A 14,967-nucleotide genomic window follows, 5' to 3' on the forward strand; every position below is an offset into this window, starting at 1 on the left:
ACCATGGATCAGGCATTCATCGACCGGCTCGCCCCCTATGCGACGAGGAGGCCCGCGGCGAGATGTACGAATATGCCGGCGCGAACGCTCGCAGGACGAATGCTCTCACTGCGTCGTCAGGTCGGCGGCGCCGCGAACACGTATGTCATCACCAGGTTGGCCCAGCAATCCTCGCTGCCGCGATTGATGTACGAGTGCGGCACGTCGGCGACGAACGAGATCGCGTCGCCCCTGGCCAGCTCGAACCGCTCGCCGCCGACCTCGATCTCGAGCTTGCCCGCGGTGACGACCAGGAGCTCCTTGGTGCCCGGGCGGTGCGCCGCCGCGTCCTCGCGGCTGTGGGCGGCGAAGAACAGCTCGTAGAATTCGGCCGACGTCTCCTCGTTGAGCGGATAGAGGGCGCGCGAGGAGAAGCGGCCGTCGGGGCTCACGAGGCGGCGCGCCTCAGCGGCGCGCATCACCCGGGTCGCCACCCGCTGCGGGGTGCTCAGAAGCGCCGAGAACGGCACGTCGAACGCCTGGGCCAGCTTCCACACCACGCTGACCGAGGGCGACACCCGGCCGTTCTCGATCTGGCCGAGCAGCGCGCGACCGAGGCCCGTCTGGCGCGCCAGCGCGTCGAGCGACAGGTCGCGGCGGCCGCGGAGCGCCCGCAGGTTGTTGCCCACCACCGCGTCGAGCGTCGGCTCCGGCAGCCCGCACGACGACGCGGCGGAATCATCACGCGCAGCCGGCTCGCTCGCCGCGGGCTCGCGCCGCGGCGCCTGCGGCCGCTCGACCGGCAGGCCCGCGTCGGCCCACGCGATCGTGCCGCCCTCGAGCGAGTAGACCTCGGCGACCCCGGCTTGCTCGGACAGCTTCGCCGCCGTCAGGCTGCGGGAGCCGCGGGCGCACACCAGCAGCACCCGGTCGCCGCGGAGCCTGGCGCGCGGGTCGTCGCGGAGCTCGCCGAGCGGCACGAGGCGCGCGCCGGGGACGTGGCCCGCGGCCCACTCGTCGGGCTCGCGGACATCGACGACGTCGACCTCCCCGGCGGCGACGAGGGGCTCGGCTTCTCGGGGACTCAGGATGCGCGGCACCGGCTCATCATAGCGCAGCGGCTACCCCCGCCGCGCCCCATGACCGGCCTGCAGCCGCCGCAGCGCGGCCGTCAGCGCGTCGATGTCCTCGTGCGTGTTGTAGGGCGCGAGCGAGGCCCGCACCGTGGCCTCGACGCCGAGGCGGCGCAGGATCGGCTGCGCGCAGTGGTGGCCCGAGCGGACGGCGATCCCGTCGCGGTCGAGCAGGCCGCCGACCTCCTCCGTCTTCTGCCCGGCCAGCACGAACGACAGCACGCCGGCCCTGTCCGGCGCGCTGCCGATCATCGTGAGCCCCGGCACGGTCGCCAGGCACTCGGTGCCGTGGACCAGCAGGTCGTGCTCGTGGCGCGCGACGTTGGCGAGGCCCACGCGCATGAGCCACTCGAGCGCCGCCCCGAGCCCGACCGCGTCGGCGATGTTGCCCGTGCCGGCCTCGAAGCGCGCCGGCGCGGGTTGATACGCCGTGCGCTCGAAGGTCACGTCGGCGATCATGTTGCCGCCGCCTTGCCACGGCGGCGTCGCGTCGAGCAGCGTCTGCCTGGCGAACACCACGCCGATGCCGGTCGGCGCGAACACCTTGTGGCCGGAGAACACGTAGAAGTCGCAGCCGAGCTGCTGCACGTCGACGGCCATGTGCGAGACCGCCTGCGCCCCGTCGAGCAGCACCAGCGCGCCGTGGCGGTGGGCCATCTCGATCATCGTCCGCGCCGGCGTGATCGTGCCGAGCGCGTTCGACACCTGCGGCAGCGCGACCAGGCGCGTCCGCGGGCCGAGCAGCTTCTCGTACTCCTCGAGGACGATCTGGCCGGTGTCGTCGACCGGCGCGACCCGCAGGCGGGCCCCCCGTTCGGCGCACAGCTGCTGCCACGGCACGATGTTGGCGTGGTGCTCGAGCCAGGTGATCACCACCTCGTCGCCGGCGGCGACGTTGCGGCGGCCCCAGCTCTGCGCCACCAGGTTGATGCCCTCGGTCGCGCCGCGCACGAACACGATGTCCCGGGTCGACGGCGCGTTCAGGAACTTGCGCACCGTCTCGCGCGCCGACTCGTAGGCGTCCGTCGCCCGCGCCGCCAGCGTGTGCGCCGCGCGGTGGATGTTCGAGTTCTCGCGCTCGTAGAAGCGGGCCAGGCGCTCGATCACCGCCCGCGGCTTCTGCGTGGTGGCGGCGTTGTCGAGCCACACCAGCGGCTTGCCGTGGACCCGCTCCTGCAGGATCGGGAACTCGCGGCGCAGCGCGTGGGCGTCGAACATCCCCGCGGAGCGCTGCAGCGGCGTCGCCAGCGGCGAGACCTCGTACGTCGGCACGTCCACCGTCGGCAGCGACACCGAGTCGGGCGCCGCCAACCAGTACGGCACGGCGGCCTCCTCGGCCGCCGCGGGCGTCGTGAAGCGCTCGTCGACCAGCGCCAGCGCGGCCCGGGCCGGCAGCGAGAGCGCCGCCGGATCGACCTCGCCGAGCCCGTCGAGGCGCAGCGGCGTCGCGAACGGTGACGCCGGGAATTCGCCCGGCATCTGCGTCGGCGGCGGCGCGGACATCGGCTTGACCGCCGTCAGCGCGCGCGCGATCTCCCCCTCGGCCAGCGCCGTCGCCGTCGCGCCCGCGTCGGGCTGCAACGACAGCTCGAGCCCGCGGACCAGCTCCACCGGCGCCGGCACATCACCTGGCCGCAAGGACAGCTCATTCGCCCGCGCGCCGTCGCCCGACGCGAACGACGGCGACGACGCACCTGGCCGCGAGGACAGCTCCGCCGCCCGCGGGCCGTCGCCCGGCGCGAACGACGTCGTCGAGGCACCCGGCCTCGACGACAGACCAATCCCGCGCGCGGCAATTGCCTGCGCCGGGCCCGGCGCGTCCTCTCCTGTCCCCAAGGACAGATGGGCCGCGCGCGCCGGATCCGGCGGCGCCGGCGAACCTGGCCGGGAGGACAGCTCCGCCGTGCGGGGCTCCGCCTGCGGCAGCGACGGGGACGCCGCCGCGCCCGCCTGCGTCGGCAGCCCGGGCGACGCGCGCATCGCCTCGCTCGCGCCGGGCGGCGCGGCGAACAGGTCATTGGCCATCTTCCCGACCAGCAGCGCCAGCGCGCTCGGGTCCCAGTCGGGGTGGGTCGGCGCCCCCGGCACCTGGGCTCCGGCGAGCGCGACGCCCGGGGTCGGCGCGGCGCTCGTGGGCGTCGCCGCCGCGCTCGGCAGCAGCGACGTGGCGAGGCCCAGCTCCTTCGGATCAAGTGTATTCATAGTAGTGATCGAGCGCGACGCCCTCGAGCATCCCGAGCGCGTCGTGGGTGAGGACCGCGACCGAGCAGTAGAGCGAGAGCAGGTAGTAGGCCGCGCCCGCCTGGTTGATACCCATCAGCCGCACCGACAGGCTCGGGCTCACCTCGCCGGGGATGCCCGGCTGGAACAGGCCGACCACGCCGCGCTTGCGCTCGCCGGTGCGCAGCAGCAAGATGTCGGTCTTGTTGCCGCGGAGCGGCAGCTTGTCGCACGGCACCAGCGGCAGGCCGCGCCAGGTCAGGAAATGCGAGCCGAACAGCATCGTCGTCGCCGGCGGCACGCCGCGGCGGGTGCACTCGCGGCCGAACGCCGCGATCGCCTTCGGGTGGGCCAGGAAGAACGCCGGCTCCTTCCACACCATCGAGATCAGCTCGTCCATGTCGTCCGGGCTCGGCCGACCGCTGCGGGCCGACAGCTTCATGTCCGGGTCGACGTTGTTGAGCAGGCCGTAGCTGCGGTTGTTGAGCAGCTCGCGCTCCTGCTTCTCCTTGAGCTTCTCGACCGCCAGCGTCAGCTGCTCCTTGACCTGGTCCATCGGGCTGCGGAACAGGTCCGACACCCGCGTATCGATCTCCACCGTCGTCGTGATCGACGTCAGCACGTACTCGCGCGGCTGCACGTCGTAGTCGCTCAGCGCGCGCGGCAGCTGCTCGCCCGACTCCGGGCTGCAGCGGACCTCGAAGTCGTCGTCGAGCGCCTGATTGAGGCGGTAGACGCCCGCCTCCACCGGCGTCCACGGCAGCATCTGCGTCAGCCAGCGGGGCGTCGCGCCGCGCCATTGCGGCGGGGTCTTGGTGGTGTTCGCGAGCTGCCGTGCGGCGCGCTCGCCGATCGAATTCCGTCGTTCTGCCATTCGGTCTGCCATGGTCGAGATGCTCCGAAAGAACACCGTCCGCGGGCCGGTCGGGGGGTCCGTGCGACGATGGGCCAGATTAACAGAAACACCGCGTTCACAATCGCCGCGATTGCCTCGATCGATCGCGCGATGGTCGCGACATAACAACGTTCGTATGACTCACGGATCACCCGATCGCTGTGCACAGCGCGAGGACGACGGTCCGCCGCCTGGGTCTCGCGCACCTCCGACGGGCCTCGGCCTCGTCGGCGGCCGCGTCGCCGGAGATCTGTTCGACGCGGCCGCAGGGCCCGCAACCGCGCCTCGCCTCCAAACGTCATGGGCCAGGACCCGCCTCCTCCGCGCCTCAGCGCTGCCGCCACGAAGCTGAAAATCCCCATCTCCGCAGACTGTCATCAATACGGGCTCGCCGTCGGCCGCACGATCATCTCGCTGACGTCGACGTCGTCTGGTTGCTCGATGGCGAACCGGATCGTGCGGGCGATCGCCGCCGCCGGGATGCTGATCCGGCGGAACGCCTTCATCCCGTCGCGCGCCTCCGGATCGGAGATGCTGTCGGCCAGCTCCGACTCGGTCACACCGGGCGAGATCACAGTGACGCGGATGTCACCGCCGACCTCCTGGCGCAGCCCCTCCGAGATGGCGAGGACCGCGAACTTCGTCGCGCAGTACACCGCAGCCGTCGGCACCACCACGTGGCCGCCGATCGACGACAGGTTGATGATCTGCCCGCGCTTCTGCTCCTGCATCACCGGCAGCGCCGCCGCGATCCCGTGCAGCACCCCGCGGATGTTGACATCGATCATCCGATCCCACTCCTCGACCTTGAACGCGTCGAGGCGCGACAATGGCATCACCCCGGCGTTGTTGACGATCACGTCGACGCGGTCGAACGCCGTGCGAGCGAACGCCACGAACGCCGCCACCTCCTCGCGCTGCGTCACGTCCACGCGGCGGTAGCGGACCGATCCGCCGGCTGCCGCGATCTCGTCGGCCAGGGCCACCAGCCGGTCGGTGCGCCGGGCCCCGAGCACCACGTGCGCCCCGTGTTTGGCCAGGAGGCGCGCCGTGGCCTCGCCGATGCCGCTGCTCGCGCCCGTGATCAATACGACCTTGCCTTCGATTCCAGCCATCGTCCTTCTCCCTCGTGTTCGTCGCGGCGGCCGCGGTGGTCCGCGGCGCCCGACACGGACAACATAAAAGCCCGCGCACGGGCTCGTTAGCCCGTTTCTCGCCGCTTCTTGCCCGATCCTCCGCCGCCTCGTCGCCGGCCCCGCGACCTTGTCGCCACCGCATGGCGCGAGTAAGCTCGATCGATGGCGACCAACGCGCCCGCGGCGGAACTGGCGGCCCAGATCGAGCGGCACACGCCCGACGACGGCGTGCACGGGACCGCCATCCCGCGCCTCTCGCTGATCCGCCTGTCCCATCCCGGCGAGCCGCTGGTGCTCCTGCACGAGCCGGCGGTGTGCATCGTCGCCCAGGGCAGCAAGCGCGTGCACCTGGCCGACGAGGTCCTCGTCTACGACGCCTCGCGCTACCTCGTCGTCTCGGTCGACCTCCCGATCACCGGCCAGGTCCTCGAGGCCAGCCCGCTCGCCCCCTATCTGTGCATTCGCCTCGACCTCGACGCCGGCGAGCTCGCGCGATTGCTGCTCGAGCTCGGCCCGCCCGCGCCCGCCTCGCAAGGCCCCACGCGCGGCCTCTTCCTCAGCGCCATGACCCCGGCCATGCACGACGCCGTGCTCCGGCTCGTCCGCCTGCTCGACACCCCCGAAGACATCGCCGCCCTCGCCCCGCTGGCCGTGCGCGAATTGATGTACCGCCTGCTCAAGGGCGACGAGGGCTGGCGCCTGCGCCAGATCGCCGGCGGCGACGGCCAGGCGCGCCGGATCGCCCGCGCGATCGGCTGGCTCAAGCAGCACTTCGCCGAGCCGCTGCGCATCGACGAGTTCGCCCGCGAGCTGCACATGAGCCCGTCCTCGCTGCACCACCATTTCAAGGCCGTCACCGCCATGAGCCCCCTGCAGTACCAGAAGCAGCTGCGGCTGCAGGAGGCCCGCCGGCTGATGTTCAGCGAGTCGCTCGACGCCACCACCGCCGCCCTGCGCGTCGGCTACGAGAGCCCCACGCAGTTCAGCCGCGAATACAGCCGGCTGTTCGGCGACCCCCCGGCCCGCGACCTCCGCCGCCTGCGCGACACCGGCGGCCTGGTCCGCCCGGCCTAGTTCAGCCTCCGAGGGGTTGAGTCTGTTGCCGTTCGCAGCGAGCGACGGGGCCTGTCGGTCCGATCATGCGTCGCCCGGAGCTGCCGGCAGCGTGAAGAAGAAGGTGCTCCCTTCGCCGACCCGGCTGTCGGCGCCGAGCTCCCCGCCGTGCGCGTCGATGATGGTCTTCGCGATGAACAGGCCCAGTCCAACACCTCGCGGATCGTCGGCCGCCACCTGCACGAAGCGCTCGAAGATCACGTTCAGCTTGTCTTCCGGGATGCCTGAGCCGGTGTCCGACACGGACAGGCGCACGAGCTTTCCCTGCGGCTCCACGCGGACGACGATCTTGCCGCCCGCGGGGGTGAACTTGACGGCGTTGGCGAACAGATTCGTGAGCACTTGCAGGATGCGTTCGTGGTCGAATGTCGCCGGCACCGGGAGCCCCGGCGCCTCGAGCATGAGCTGTAGCCCTCTCGCCGCGCTCACCGGCTGAAAGATCTCGACGGCCTCGCGCGCGAGTCGGGCGACGTCGTCACGTCGGGTCGTGATCCTCAGGCGTCCTGCCTCGATACTGGCGAGATCCATCAGATCGTCGATGAGCCGCTTCATGCGAGCGACACCCCGCTCGATCTTCTCCGCGTGCGCGATGACCCTGCGCCCCGGCTCGTCGCCGGTCGACTGCTGGATGAGCACGGCCGCGTGCAGCGCGATGCCGTTGAGCGTCCCCCGAAGCTCATGGCTGACCACGCCGAGGAAGTCGTCGCGCGACGCGAGCGCCTGATCCGCAGAGCTCCGCTCCGCCTTCAGGTTTCGATCCGTCGCCTCGCGCTCCAAACCCAGCAGGTCCTGCAGATCGCGGCTCCGCTGCTCGCGCTCGATGAGGACCTGCTCGTCCGCGACGAGGCGCTCCTGGCGAAGCGCCTCGTCTGCGTCACCCCTCTCCTGCAGGACACGCTCCTGGGCCGCGGAATTTTCGTCCCGCTGTCCGAGCAGGTCGTCCGCACGCCTGCGAGCCTGATGAAGGACGACGTCCGCGCGCTCCCGGGCCCGCCGGACGACCTCGTCGGCGCCCTCTTCCCGAAGCTCGCGCCGCAGGCTCAACTCGCGGTCCGACTTGTCCCGCTCTGCCGTCAAGCTGCGGTCCGTCTCGCCGCGTTCCGGATGTGGCTGCTTCTTCGTCGAGCCCATGCGAGGTTTCTAGCAAGCTTTCGTGGTCCGACGAACATGTATGTACTTCGGACCAGCGCGTCCGCGCCCCTCTTCGCCGGCCTGGTCCGGTCGAGCTCGCTGCGGTAGGGTGATGGCGTGCGCGACCTCTACGTCGTCCTCGGCATCGAACGCAGCGCCGACGCCCGCGCGATCAAGCGGGCCTACCGCGAGCGGACGCGGCGCTTCCACCCCGACGTCAACCGCGGTCGCGCGTGGAGCGAGGAGCTCTACCGCGAGATCGTCGACGCCTACACGATCCTCGGCGACGACCGCACCCGCGCCCTCTACGACGAGTTCGGCGAGCTCTCGCTGACCCGCGGCTTCGATCCGGCCCGGGCCCGCGCCGCCCGGGAGCGCGCGCGCCCGGACGACCGCGGCCCGCCCGGTCCGCCGTGGGGCTCGGGGCGCACCGCAGCCGCCGACACCGACGCCGGTGACGACCAGGACCAGCCCGACGACGCCGACGAGCTCGACTTCGCCGATCTCAAGCACGCCCGCCGGACCGTCTTCGACGACATCCTCGCCAGCTTCTGGCGCGGCCGCGACGTCCACCTCGACGACGACGACGACGCCGACGACCTCGACGGCGGCATGGGTCGCGACGCCCGCGCCGAGGTCGCCGTCCCGCTCGCGCGCGCCGTCGTCGGCTGCAGCGTGCAGGTGCGGGTCGGCGCCGCAGGGGGCGGGCGGATCGTCGACGTCGCCGTGCCCGCGGGCACCCTCGACGGCGCCGTGGTCCGCCTCCCCGGCCAGGGCGAGCCCGGCAGCCCGCCCGGCGACCTGCACGTCACCGTCCGCGTCCTCCCCGACCCTGCGCTGACCCGCCGCGGCCTCGACCTCCACCTCGACGTCGCCGTCACCTTGCTCGAGCTCTACCGCGGAGACGCCATCGACGTCGCCACCCCGCGGGGCACGATTCGCGTCAAGGTCCCGCCCGCCTGCGCCCCCGATCACAGGCTGCGGCTGCGGCGGCAGGGCGTGCCCGGCGAAGGTGACGCCGTCGGCGACCTCTACCTCGTATTCCGCGTCCGCCTCCCGTCCGCCGGCGACCCCGAGCTCCTGCGCGCGCTCGAGCGCCTGCAGGCCGACGCGCGCCCGCGCGGCTGAGCGGCCCCGGCCCGCCGCGACCGGCGCCGAGGGACATGTCCTATTCGACATGTCCTTACAGTCATTCATGAGACCCGCCCGCCGCTCGCTTGCGACGTCGCGCCCGCGCGGCATGCTCGCGCCACCATGCCCGAGGTCCTGACCCGCCACCCCGACACGGTCATTCAAGTCCTGCGGAGCGGCGGCGCCGCGTGCGGCGAGGGAGCGCCGCAGAAGATCTTGACCACGTGCCCACGCGACTCGTTCTGCGCCCTGCCCGGCGGCGAGACCTGCGTCTACGACATCGCCGACGTCGGCGAGATGACCCAGATCTCGCCCGCGGACCTCGAGCCCTACGTGTGCTCGCAGGCCGGCGGTTGTACGGCAGCCCGCGATCACGGTGACGGCCTGCTGCTGCTCGGCGGGCTCATCGTCGGCTTCGCCCTCGGCCGGGCGCGCCGACGTCCCCCTGTCGGCCGCGCGGCGTGACTGGCGATGTCGAGCGCCGGTGCCGGCCGCGGCCCGAGGCATCCTCCGCGCTGCCGGACGGCGTTCACCTGCCCGTGGTATCCTGCCCGCGGTGCCGACGACGACCTCGGGCGAATATCATCTCACGCGAGAGGGCGACCTCGCCCACATCAAAGTCCGGGGGCTCTTCGACCTCGAGGTGGCGACGGCGCTGCACGAGCTGCTGGCGCAGATCCAGCGCGACGTGGGCCGCAGCTACGTGCTCTGCGACCTCTCGCAGTTCACGGGCATCCCGGCCGACGCGCGGCGCCAGATCGGCGAGTGGAACAAGACGCATACCGTCGCCGGCGGGGCGATCTACGGGGCCAACTTCGCCATGCGGACGCTCGCCACGCTGGTGCTCCAGGCCGTGCGGCTCGTCGGCAACAACGTCGACATCGAGTTCGTGCCCGACGAGGCCGCGGCCCGGCGGTGGATCGAGGCGCACCGCGCCAGGCTGGTGGTATCGAGCGGAGGTCCCCATGTCCACGAGTGACGTCGAGGCCGTCCTCGCCGACGAGCCGGACCGCTACCATCGCCTCCTCGCCGTCATCGGCCTGGCCTCCGTCGGTGAGTTCGCCAAGGCCCTCGCCCAGCTCTCGACCGCCCGGGAGGACGCCTTCGGCATGCTCGAGGAGGGCCTGCGCCTGTTCATCACCGAGCTGCAGATCACCCACGACGAGCGCGAGCAGGCGCTCACGGCCCTGCTGCGCGCCAACCAGGACATCGAGCAGAAGCTGGCCCTGATCGAGGCCCAGCGCCACGAGATCCGCCAGCTGTCGTCCCCTGTCCTCGACCTCTGGGAGGGCGTGCTGGCCGTCCCGATCGTCGGCACCCTCGACCACGCGCGCGCGATCGAGGTCACCGACACCCTGCTGCAGCGCGTGGTCGCCACGCGCGCGCGCTCGGCCCTCGTCGATCTCACCGGCGTCGCCGACGTCGACGCCGGCACCGCCGACCACCTGCTCAAGCTCGTCGCCGCCGTCAAGCTCGTCGGCTGCCAGTGCGTCGTCACCGGAGTCAGCCCCGCGGTCGCCGAGACGCTCGCCGCGCTCGACGATGCGCCTCGCGCTCTCCGCTGCCTGCCCAACCTCCGCGAGGGCCTGCGTCACTGCCTCACCGCGCGCGCCGCCTCGCGGGCGAGCACCGCAGCCGCCGGCTGACCCTGCCGCGAACGGCTCGCCCTGCCGACTCGTGCCATATCCTGAGCCGGAGGGATCATGACGGCCCGGTTCAATCACACGATCATCCACGCCAGGGACAAGCGCGTCTCCGCCGATTTCCTCAGCCAGCTCCTGGAGCTCCCCGCACCGGCGCCGTTCGGCCCGTTCCTCAGCGTCCAGCTCGGCAACGACGTCGCCCTCGACTTCGTCGACGACGACGGGGAGATCGCGAGCCAGCACTACGCATTCCTCGTCAGCGAGGCCGAGTTCGACCGGATCTTCGCGCGAATCGTCGGCCGCGACCTCGCCTACTGGGCCGACCCCGGCCGGCATCGCCCCCGCGAGATCAACACGCGAGACGGCGGACGCGGCGTCTACTTCGAGGATCCCAGCGGGCACTTCCTCGAGATCCTCACCCGCCCCTACGGCAGCGGCGGCTGACTGGCCTCGCGCGTCGCAGCGGCCTCTGCACCGCGGCGCCTGTCTCGCCCGGCGGCCGACCCGACGCGGCGGCCGGGGCGGGGGCAGCGCGAACGGCAAGACGACGTTTGTTCACGCCGCGCGGCGACGCCCGAAGTCTCGCGCCGCCGATCCTCGCAAGACCGCGACGTCGTGCGACGGACCTGTGAACCGCGGCGCTCGGCCACTCGGCGAAGTGAGCTAGCCCGGCGCCGTTGCAGGTGCATCCCCGAGACCGGGGGTTTACAGTCGTGCGCTGCCGATCCGACCGAGAATCATGACCGTCCCGACCGAGCTCATCAGCAGCGCTGCTCGCATCGCGCTGCCCGACGCCGACGCGTCGATCGCCTGCGAGGCGGACTTCGCCGGAGCCGCGGAATGACGGACGGGGACGACCTGCAACCGCGCGACGCTGCGCCGGCGGACGCCGCGGGCCCTGATCTCGCGCGGGCGCAGCTCGAGCGCCAGCTCGCCGGCGAGCGCGAGCGGCTCATGATCACGCTCGCCAGCATCGGCGACGCCGTCATCAGCACCGACATCGCCGGGCGCATCACCTTCATCAACCCGGCGGCCGAGGCCCTGACCGGGTGGACCGCGGCCGAGGCCGCCGGCCAGCCGCTCGCCGGCGTCTTCCGCATCGTCGACGAACACACCCGCCGCCCCCTCGACCCCGCGCTCCGGGCCGTGCGCGAGGGCACCGTCCTTCACACCCGTTTGATCGCCCGCAACGGCGCCGAGCACCCCATCGACGAGAGCACCGCGCCGCTCCGCGACGCCGGCGGCCGCACCGTCGGGGCCATCCTCGTGTTCCGCGACGTCACCGAGCGCCGCCGGGCCGACGAGGCGCGGGCCCGCCTCGCCGCGATCGTCGAGTCCTCGGAGGACGCGATCGTCAGCAAGACCCTCGACGGCGTCATCCGCACCTGGAACGCCGGCGCCGAGCGGCTGTTCGGCTACCTCGCCGGCGAGGCGATCGGTCGTTCGATCACGATCATCATCCCCCCCGAGCGCCTCGACGAGGAGAAGCGGATCCTCGCCCGGCTGGTCCGCGGCGAGCCGGTCGACTGGTTCGAGACCGTGCGCGTGGCCCGGGACGGTCGGCGGCTCGACATCTCCCTCACCGTCTCGCCGATCCGCGACGCCGACGGCAACGTCATCGGCGCATCGAAGATCGCCCGCGACATCACCGCGCACAAGCGGGCCCAGGACGCGCTGCGGGCCAGCGAGGAGCGCCACCGCTTCCTGCTCGAGCTCGAGGCCGCCATCCGCCCGCTGACCGACCCCGACGAGACCATGGCCGTCGCGGCGCGCCTGCTCGCCGAGCACCTGCGCGTCGATCGCTGCGCCTACGCCGAGGTCGAGGACGAGTCCGTGTTCGTGATCACCGGCGACTACACGCGCGGCGTCGTCAGCATGGTCGGCCGCTGGCCCGTCGCCGCGTTCGGCCCCGCGTGCGTCCGCGCGATCCAGGCCAACGAGCCCTACATCCTCGACGACATCGACGCCGAGCCGGGCGCGGCGAACCTCACCGCCTACCGCGCCGCGGAGATCCGGGCCGCGATCTGCGTCCCGCTGCGCAAGGGCGGCAAATGCACCGCCGTCATGGCCGTCCACCAGCGGGCGCCGCGGAGCTGGACCGCCGACGAAACCTCGCTGCTGCGCACCGTCGCCGATCGCTGCTGGGAGGCGCTCGAGCGGGCCCGCGCCGCCCGTCAATTGCGCGAGAGCGAGGCCCGCTACCGGGCGATCGTCGACTCGACCCCGGAGTGCGTCAAGCTGGTCGACCCCGACGGCATCATCCTGCAGATGAACCCCGCCGGCCGGCGGATGATCGAGGCCGACGAGCAGTCGGCCCTCGGCCGTCCGGTCTACGACGTCATCGCGCCCGAGCACCGCGACGCGTTCCGCAGCTTCCACGAGCGGGTCTGTCGCGGCGAGCCCGGCACGCTCGCGTTCGACTTCGTCGGGCTCCGCGGCACCCGGCGGCACATGGAATCCACCGCCGTCCCGCTGCGCGCCCCGGACGGCCGCATCGCGCAGCTGGCGATCAGCCGCGACATCACCCACAGGACCACCGCCGAGCGGGCGCTCGCCGACAGCCGCGCCCGCCTCGAATTCGCCGTGCGCGTCGCCGGCGTCGGCTTCTGGTACTGTGATTTGCCGTTCGACGTGCTCGATTGGGACAACCGCGTCAAGGAGCACTTCTGGCTGCCCCCCGGGGCGCACGTGACGTTCGAGACGTTCTACGAGCGCATGCACCCCGACGATCGCGAGCGCACGCGCGCCGCGATCGACGCCTCGATCCGCGATCGCGTGCCCTACAACATCGACTATCGCACCGTCGATCCCGCGACCGGCGCCATCAAGTGGGTCAGGGCGCTCGGGGGCACCGCCTACGGCCGCGACGGCCGCCCCGTCCGCTTCGACGGCGTGACCGTCGACATCACCGACCGCAAGCTCGACGAGGAGCGGATCGCCGCTGCGCTGGCGCGCGAGCAGGAGCACGGCCGGCTCGTCCGCGCCGTCGCCGACGCCTCGCTGGCGATTCACTCCGCCGGCGAGCTCGAGCAGGTCCTGCAGGCCGTGGCCGACGAGGCGCGGCGGATCGTCGGCGCCGCGCACTCCGCCTCGAGCCTTGTCGACGACCACCGCACCTACGCCAGCGGCGTCCTCCCGCCCGTCGGCGCCGCCGCGGCCCTCGTGTGTCGCACCAACCGGCCGCTGCGGCTCGCCGGCGCCGCCCTCGCCGCCTCTGCCGATCCCGACGCCCCCGGCCAGCGGCTGCCGCGGGGCTGGCTGGCCGCGCCGTTCATCGACCGCGACGGCAAGAACCTCGGCCTCGTCCAGCTGTGGGACAAGCAGGGCGGCGAGTTCAGCGAGAGCGACGAGGTCGTGCTCGCCCAGCTCGCGCACATCACCTCGGTGGCGCTCGAGAACGCCCGGTTGAACGCCGCCCTGCGCGAGCAGGACCGGCGCAAGGACGAGTTCTTGGCCCTGCTCGCCCACGAGCTGCGCAACCCGCTCGCCCCGCTGCGCAACGGCATCGAAGTGCTGCGCCTGGCCGACGACTCCGCCGTGCAGGAGCGCGCCCGCGACGTCATGGATCGTCAGCTCGGGCACATGGTGCGGCTGATCGACGACCTCCTGGACGTCTCGCGCATCAACCGCAACAAGATGGAGCTGCGGCGGTCCCGGATCGCGCTCGCCGACGTGCTGAGCAACGCCGTCGAGACCGCCCGGCCGCTCATCGACGCCGCGCGGCACACCCTCGAGATCGTGCTGCCGCCCCGGCCGGTCATCCTCGACGCCGACCTCACCCGCCTCGCCCAGGTGTTCAGCAACCTCCTCACCAACAGCGCCAAGTACACCCGGCCCGGCGGGCACATCCGGCTCGCCGCCGAGCTCCACGGCGGCAGCGTCAGCGTCTCCGTCCGCGACGACGGCCTCGGCATCCCGCCCGAGTCCCTCTCGACCATCTTCGACATGTTCTCGCAGATCGACCGCTCGCTCGAGCGCAGCGGCGGCGGCCTCGGGATCGGCCTCGCGCTCGTCAAGGGTCTCGTCGAGATGCACGGCGGCACCGTCGTGGCCGAGAGCGCGGGCCTCGGCCAGGGCAGCACCTTCACCGTGCGGCTGCCGGTGGCCGAGCTGAGGCCCGAGCAGCCGGGCGCGGGGCGCCTCGGCCCGCGGGCGCCGGGCGCCGGGCGCCGCGTCCTCGTCGTCGACGACAACGAGGACTCCACCACGACCATGGCGATCATGCTGAGGCTTCTCGGCCACGACGTCCGCACCGCCCGCGACGGCCTCGACGCGGTCGCCGAGGCCGAGGCCTTCCGGCCCGACGTCATCCTCATGGACATGGGCATGCCGCGCCTGAACGGCTACGACGCCACCCGCCGGATCCGCGCCCAGCCGTGGGGCGGCGGCATCTTCGTCGTCGCGCTCACCGGTTGGGGCCAGGAGAGCGACCGCGCCCGCTCGCGCGACGCCGGGTGCAACCGTCACCTCGTCAAGCCGGTGAGCCTGGCCGTCCTGCAGAAGTTGTTCGCCGAGCTCGCGGACGCAGACGCACCCTCGCCGCGCTGAACTCGCCGTCGCGACCCTCGGCCCGCGCCCGCTGCAGC

Annotated in this window: 12 protein-coding genes; 7 read left to right on the plus strand and 5 right to left on the minus strand. The window is 72.5% G+C overall.

Annotation, left to right across the window (positions count from 1 at the left end; genetic code table 11):
• Window positions 1-116: 116 nt before the first annotated feature.
• From K7C98_RS14855 to K7C98_RS14870, 4 genes are all read right to left on the minus strand, one after another.
• Window positions 117-1,079, minus strand: a complete 963-nt coding sequence (locus tag K7C98_RS14855) for a rhodanese-like domain-containing protein (RefSeq protein WP_224192309.1) — start codon at window positions 1,077-1,079, stop codon at window positions 117-119.
• Window positions 1,080-1,100: 21 nt separating this feature from the next.
• Entirely contained in the window at window positions 1,101-3,314 is a 2,214-nt protein-coding gene (locus K7C98_RS14860; protein ID WP_224192310.1) for a family 2A encapsulin nanocompartment cargo protein cysteine desulfurase, read from the minus strand.
• Window positions 3,301-4,206, minus strand: coding sequence for a family 2A encapsulin nanocompartment shell protein (locus tag K7C98_RS14865; RefSeq protein WP_224192311.1), 906 nt, complete (start codon window positions 4,204-4,206; stop codon window positions 3,301-3,303). Before K7C98_RS14865 ends, K7C98_RS14860 begins: the two co-directional genes overlap by 14 nt.
• 398 nt (window positions 4,207-4,604) lie before the next feature.
• Window positions 4,605-5,342: an SDR family oxidoreductase gene (locus K7C98_RS14870; RefSeq protein ID WP_224192312.1), complete on the minus strand. Its 738-nt coding sequence runs from the start codon at window positions 5,340-5,342 to the stop codon at window positions 4,605-4,607.
• A gap of 183 nt (window positions 5,343-5,525) precedes the next feature.
• Between K7C98_RS14870 and K7C98_RS14875 the strand changes: the two genes are divergently transcribed.
• The gene (locus K7C98_RS14875; RefSeq protein ID WP_224192313.1) at window positions 5,526-6,437 is read left to right on the plus strand and encodes an AraC family transcriptional regulator; all 912 of its coding nucleotides are present in this window, start codon (window positions 5,526-5,528) and stop codon (window positions 6,435-6,437) included.
• Between the two features lie 63 nt (window positions 6,438-6,500).
• Here the strand turns inward: K7C98_RS14875 and K7C98_RS14880 are convergent, their stop codons facing one another.
• Entirely contained in the window at window positions 6,501-7,607 is a 1,107-nt protein-coding gene (locus K7C98_RS14880) for a sensor histidine kinase (RefSeq protein WP_224192314.1), read from the minus strand.
• A gap of 117 nt (window positions 7,608-7,724) precedes the next feature.
• Here K7C98_RS14880 and K7C98_RS44795 point away from each other — a divergent pair, with 117 nt between their 5' ends.
• The 6 genes from K7C98_RS44795 to K7C98_RS14910 all read left to right on the plus strand — a co-directional run bounded on the left by K7C98_RS44795 (window position 7,725) and on the right by K7C98_RS14910 (window position 14,929).
• Window positions 7,725-8,735: a DnaJ C-terminal domain-containing protein gene (locus K7C98_RS44795; protein WP_224192315.1), complete on the plus strand. Its 1,011-nt coding sequence runs from the start codon at window positions 7,725-7,727 to the stop codon at window positions 8,733-8,735.
• Window positions 8,736-8,861: 126 nt separating this feature from the next.
• Window positions 8,862-9,203, plus strand: coding sequence for a hypothetical protein (locus K7C98_RS14890; RefSeq protein WP_224192316.1), 342 nt, complete (start codon window positions 8,862-8,864; stop codon window positions 9,201-9,203).
• Window positions 9,204-9,294: 91 nt separating this feature from the next.
• The gene (locus K7C98_RS14895) at window positions 9,295-9,717 is read left to right on the plus strand and encodes an STAS/SEC14 domain-containing protein (protein ID WP_224192317.1); all 423 of its coding nucleotides are present in this window, start codon (window positions 9,295-9,297) and stop codon (window positions 9,715-9,717) included.
• Entirely contained in the window at window positions 9,704-10,384 is a 681-nt protein-coding gene (locus tag K7C98_RS14900; RefSeq protein WP_224192318.1) for an STAS domain-containing protein, read from the plus strand. The genes K7C98_RS14895 and K7C98_RS14900 overlap by 14 nt, the downstream gene beginning before the upstream one ends.
• A gap of 57 nt (window positions 10,385-10,441) precedes the next feature.
• Window positions 10,442-10,825, plus strand: coding sequence for a VOC family protein (locus tag K7C98_RS14905; protein ID WP_224192319.1), 384 nt, complete (start codon window positions 10,442-10,444; stop codon window positions 10,823-10,825).
• A 396-nt stretch (window positions 10,826-11,221) separates the two neighbouring features.
• Entirely contained in the window at window positions 11,222-14,929 is a 3,708-nt protein-coding gene (locus K7C98_RS14910; RefSeq protein WP_224192320.1) for a PAS domain S-box protein, read from the plus strand.
• Window positions 14,930-14,967 lie beyond the last annotated feature (38 nt).

It is taken from the genome of Nannocystis pusilla (assembly GCF_020073745.1).
Classification (GTDB): Bacteria; Myxococcota_A; Polyangia; order Nannocystales; family Nannocystaceae; genus Nannocystis; species Nannocystis radixulma.

Coding starts and splice junctions, on each gene's coding strand:
- K7C98_RS14860 (WP_224192310.1), bottom strand. CDS start 3,314: ATGAATACACTTGATCCGAAGGAGCTGGGCCTCGCCACGTCGCTGCTG.
- K7C98_RS14865 (WP_224192311.1), bottom strand. CDS start 4,206: ATGGCAGAACGACGGAATTCGATCGGCGAGCGCGCCGCACGGCAGCTC.
- K7C98_RS14870 (WP_224192312.1), bottom strand. CDS start 5,342: ATGGCTGGAATCGAAGGCAAGGTCGTATTGATCACGGGCGCGAGCAGC.
- K7C98_RS14875 (WP_224192313.1), top strand. CDS start 5,526: ATGGCGACCAACGCGCCCGCGGCGGAACTGGCGGCCCAGATCGAGCGG.
- K7C98_RS14880 (WP_224192314.1), bottom strand. CDS start 7,607: ATGGGCTCGACGAAGAAGCAGCCACATCCGGAACGCGGCGAGACGGAC.
- K7C98_RS14890 (WP_224192316.1), top strand. CDS start 8,862: ATGCCCGAGGTCCTGACCCGCCACCCCGACACGGTCATTCAAGTCCTG.
- K7C98_RS14900 (WP_224192318.1), top strand. CDS start 9,704: ATGTCCACGAGTGACGTCGAGGCCGTCCTCGCCGACGAGCCGGACCGC.
- K7C98_RS14905 (WP_224192319.1), top strand. CDS start 10,442: ATGACGGCCCGGTTCAATCACACGATCATCCACGCCAGGGACAAGCGC.
- K7C98_RS14910 (WP_224192320.1), top strand. CDS start 11,222: ATGACGGACGGGGACGACCTGCAACCGCGCGACGCTGCGCCGGCGGAC.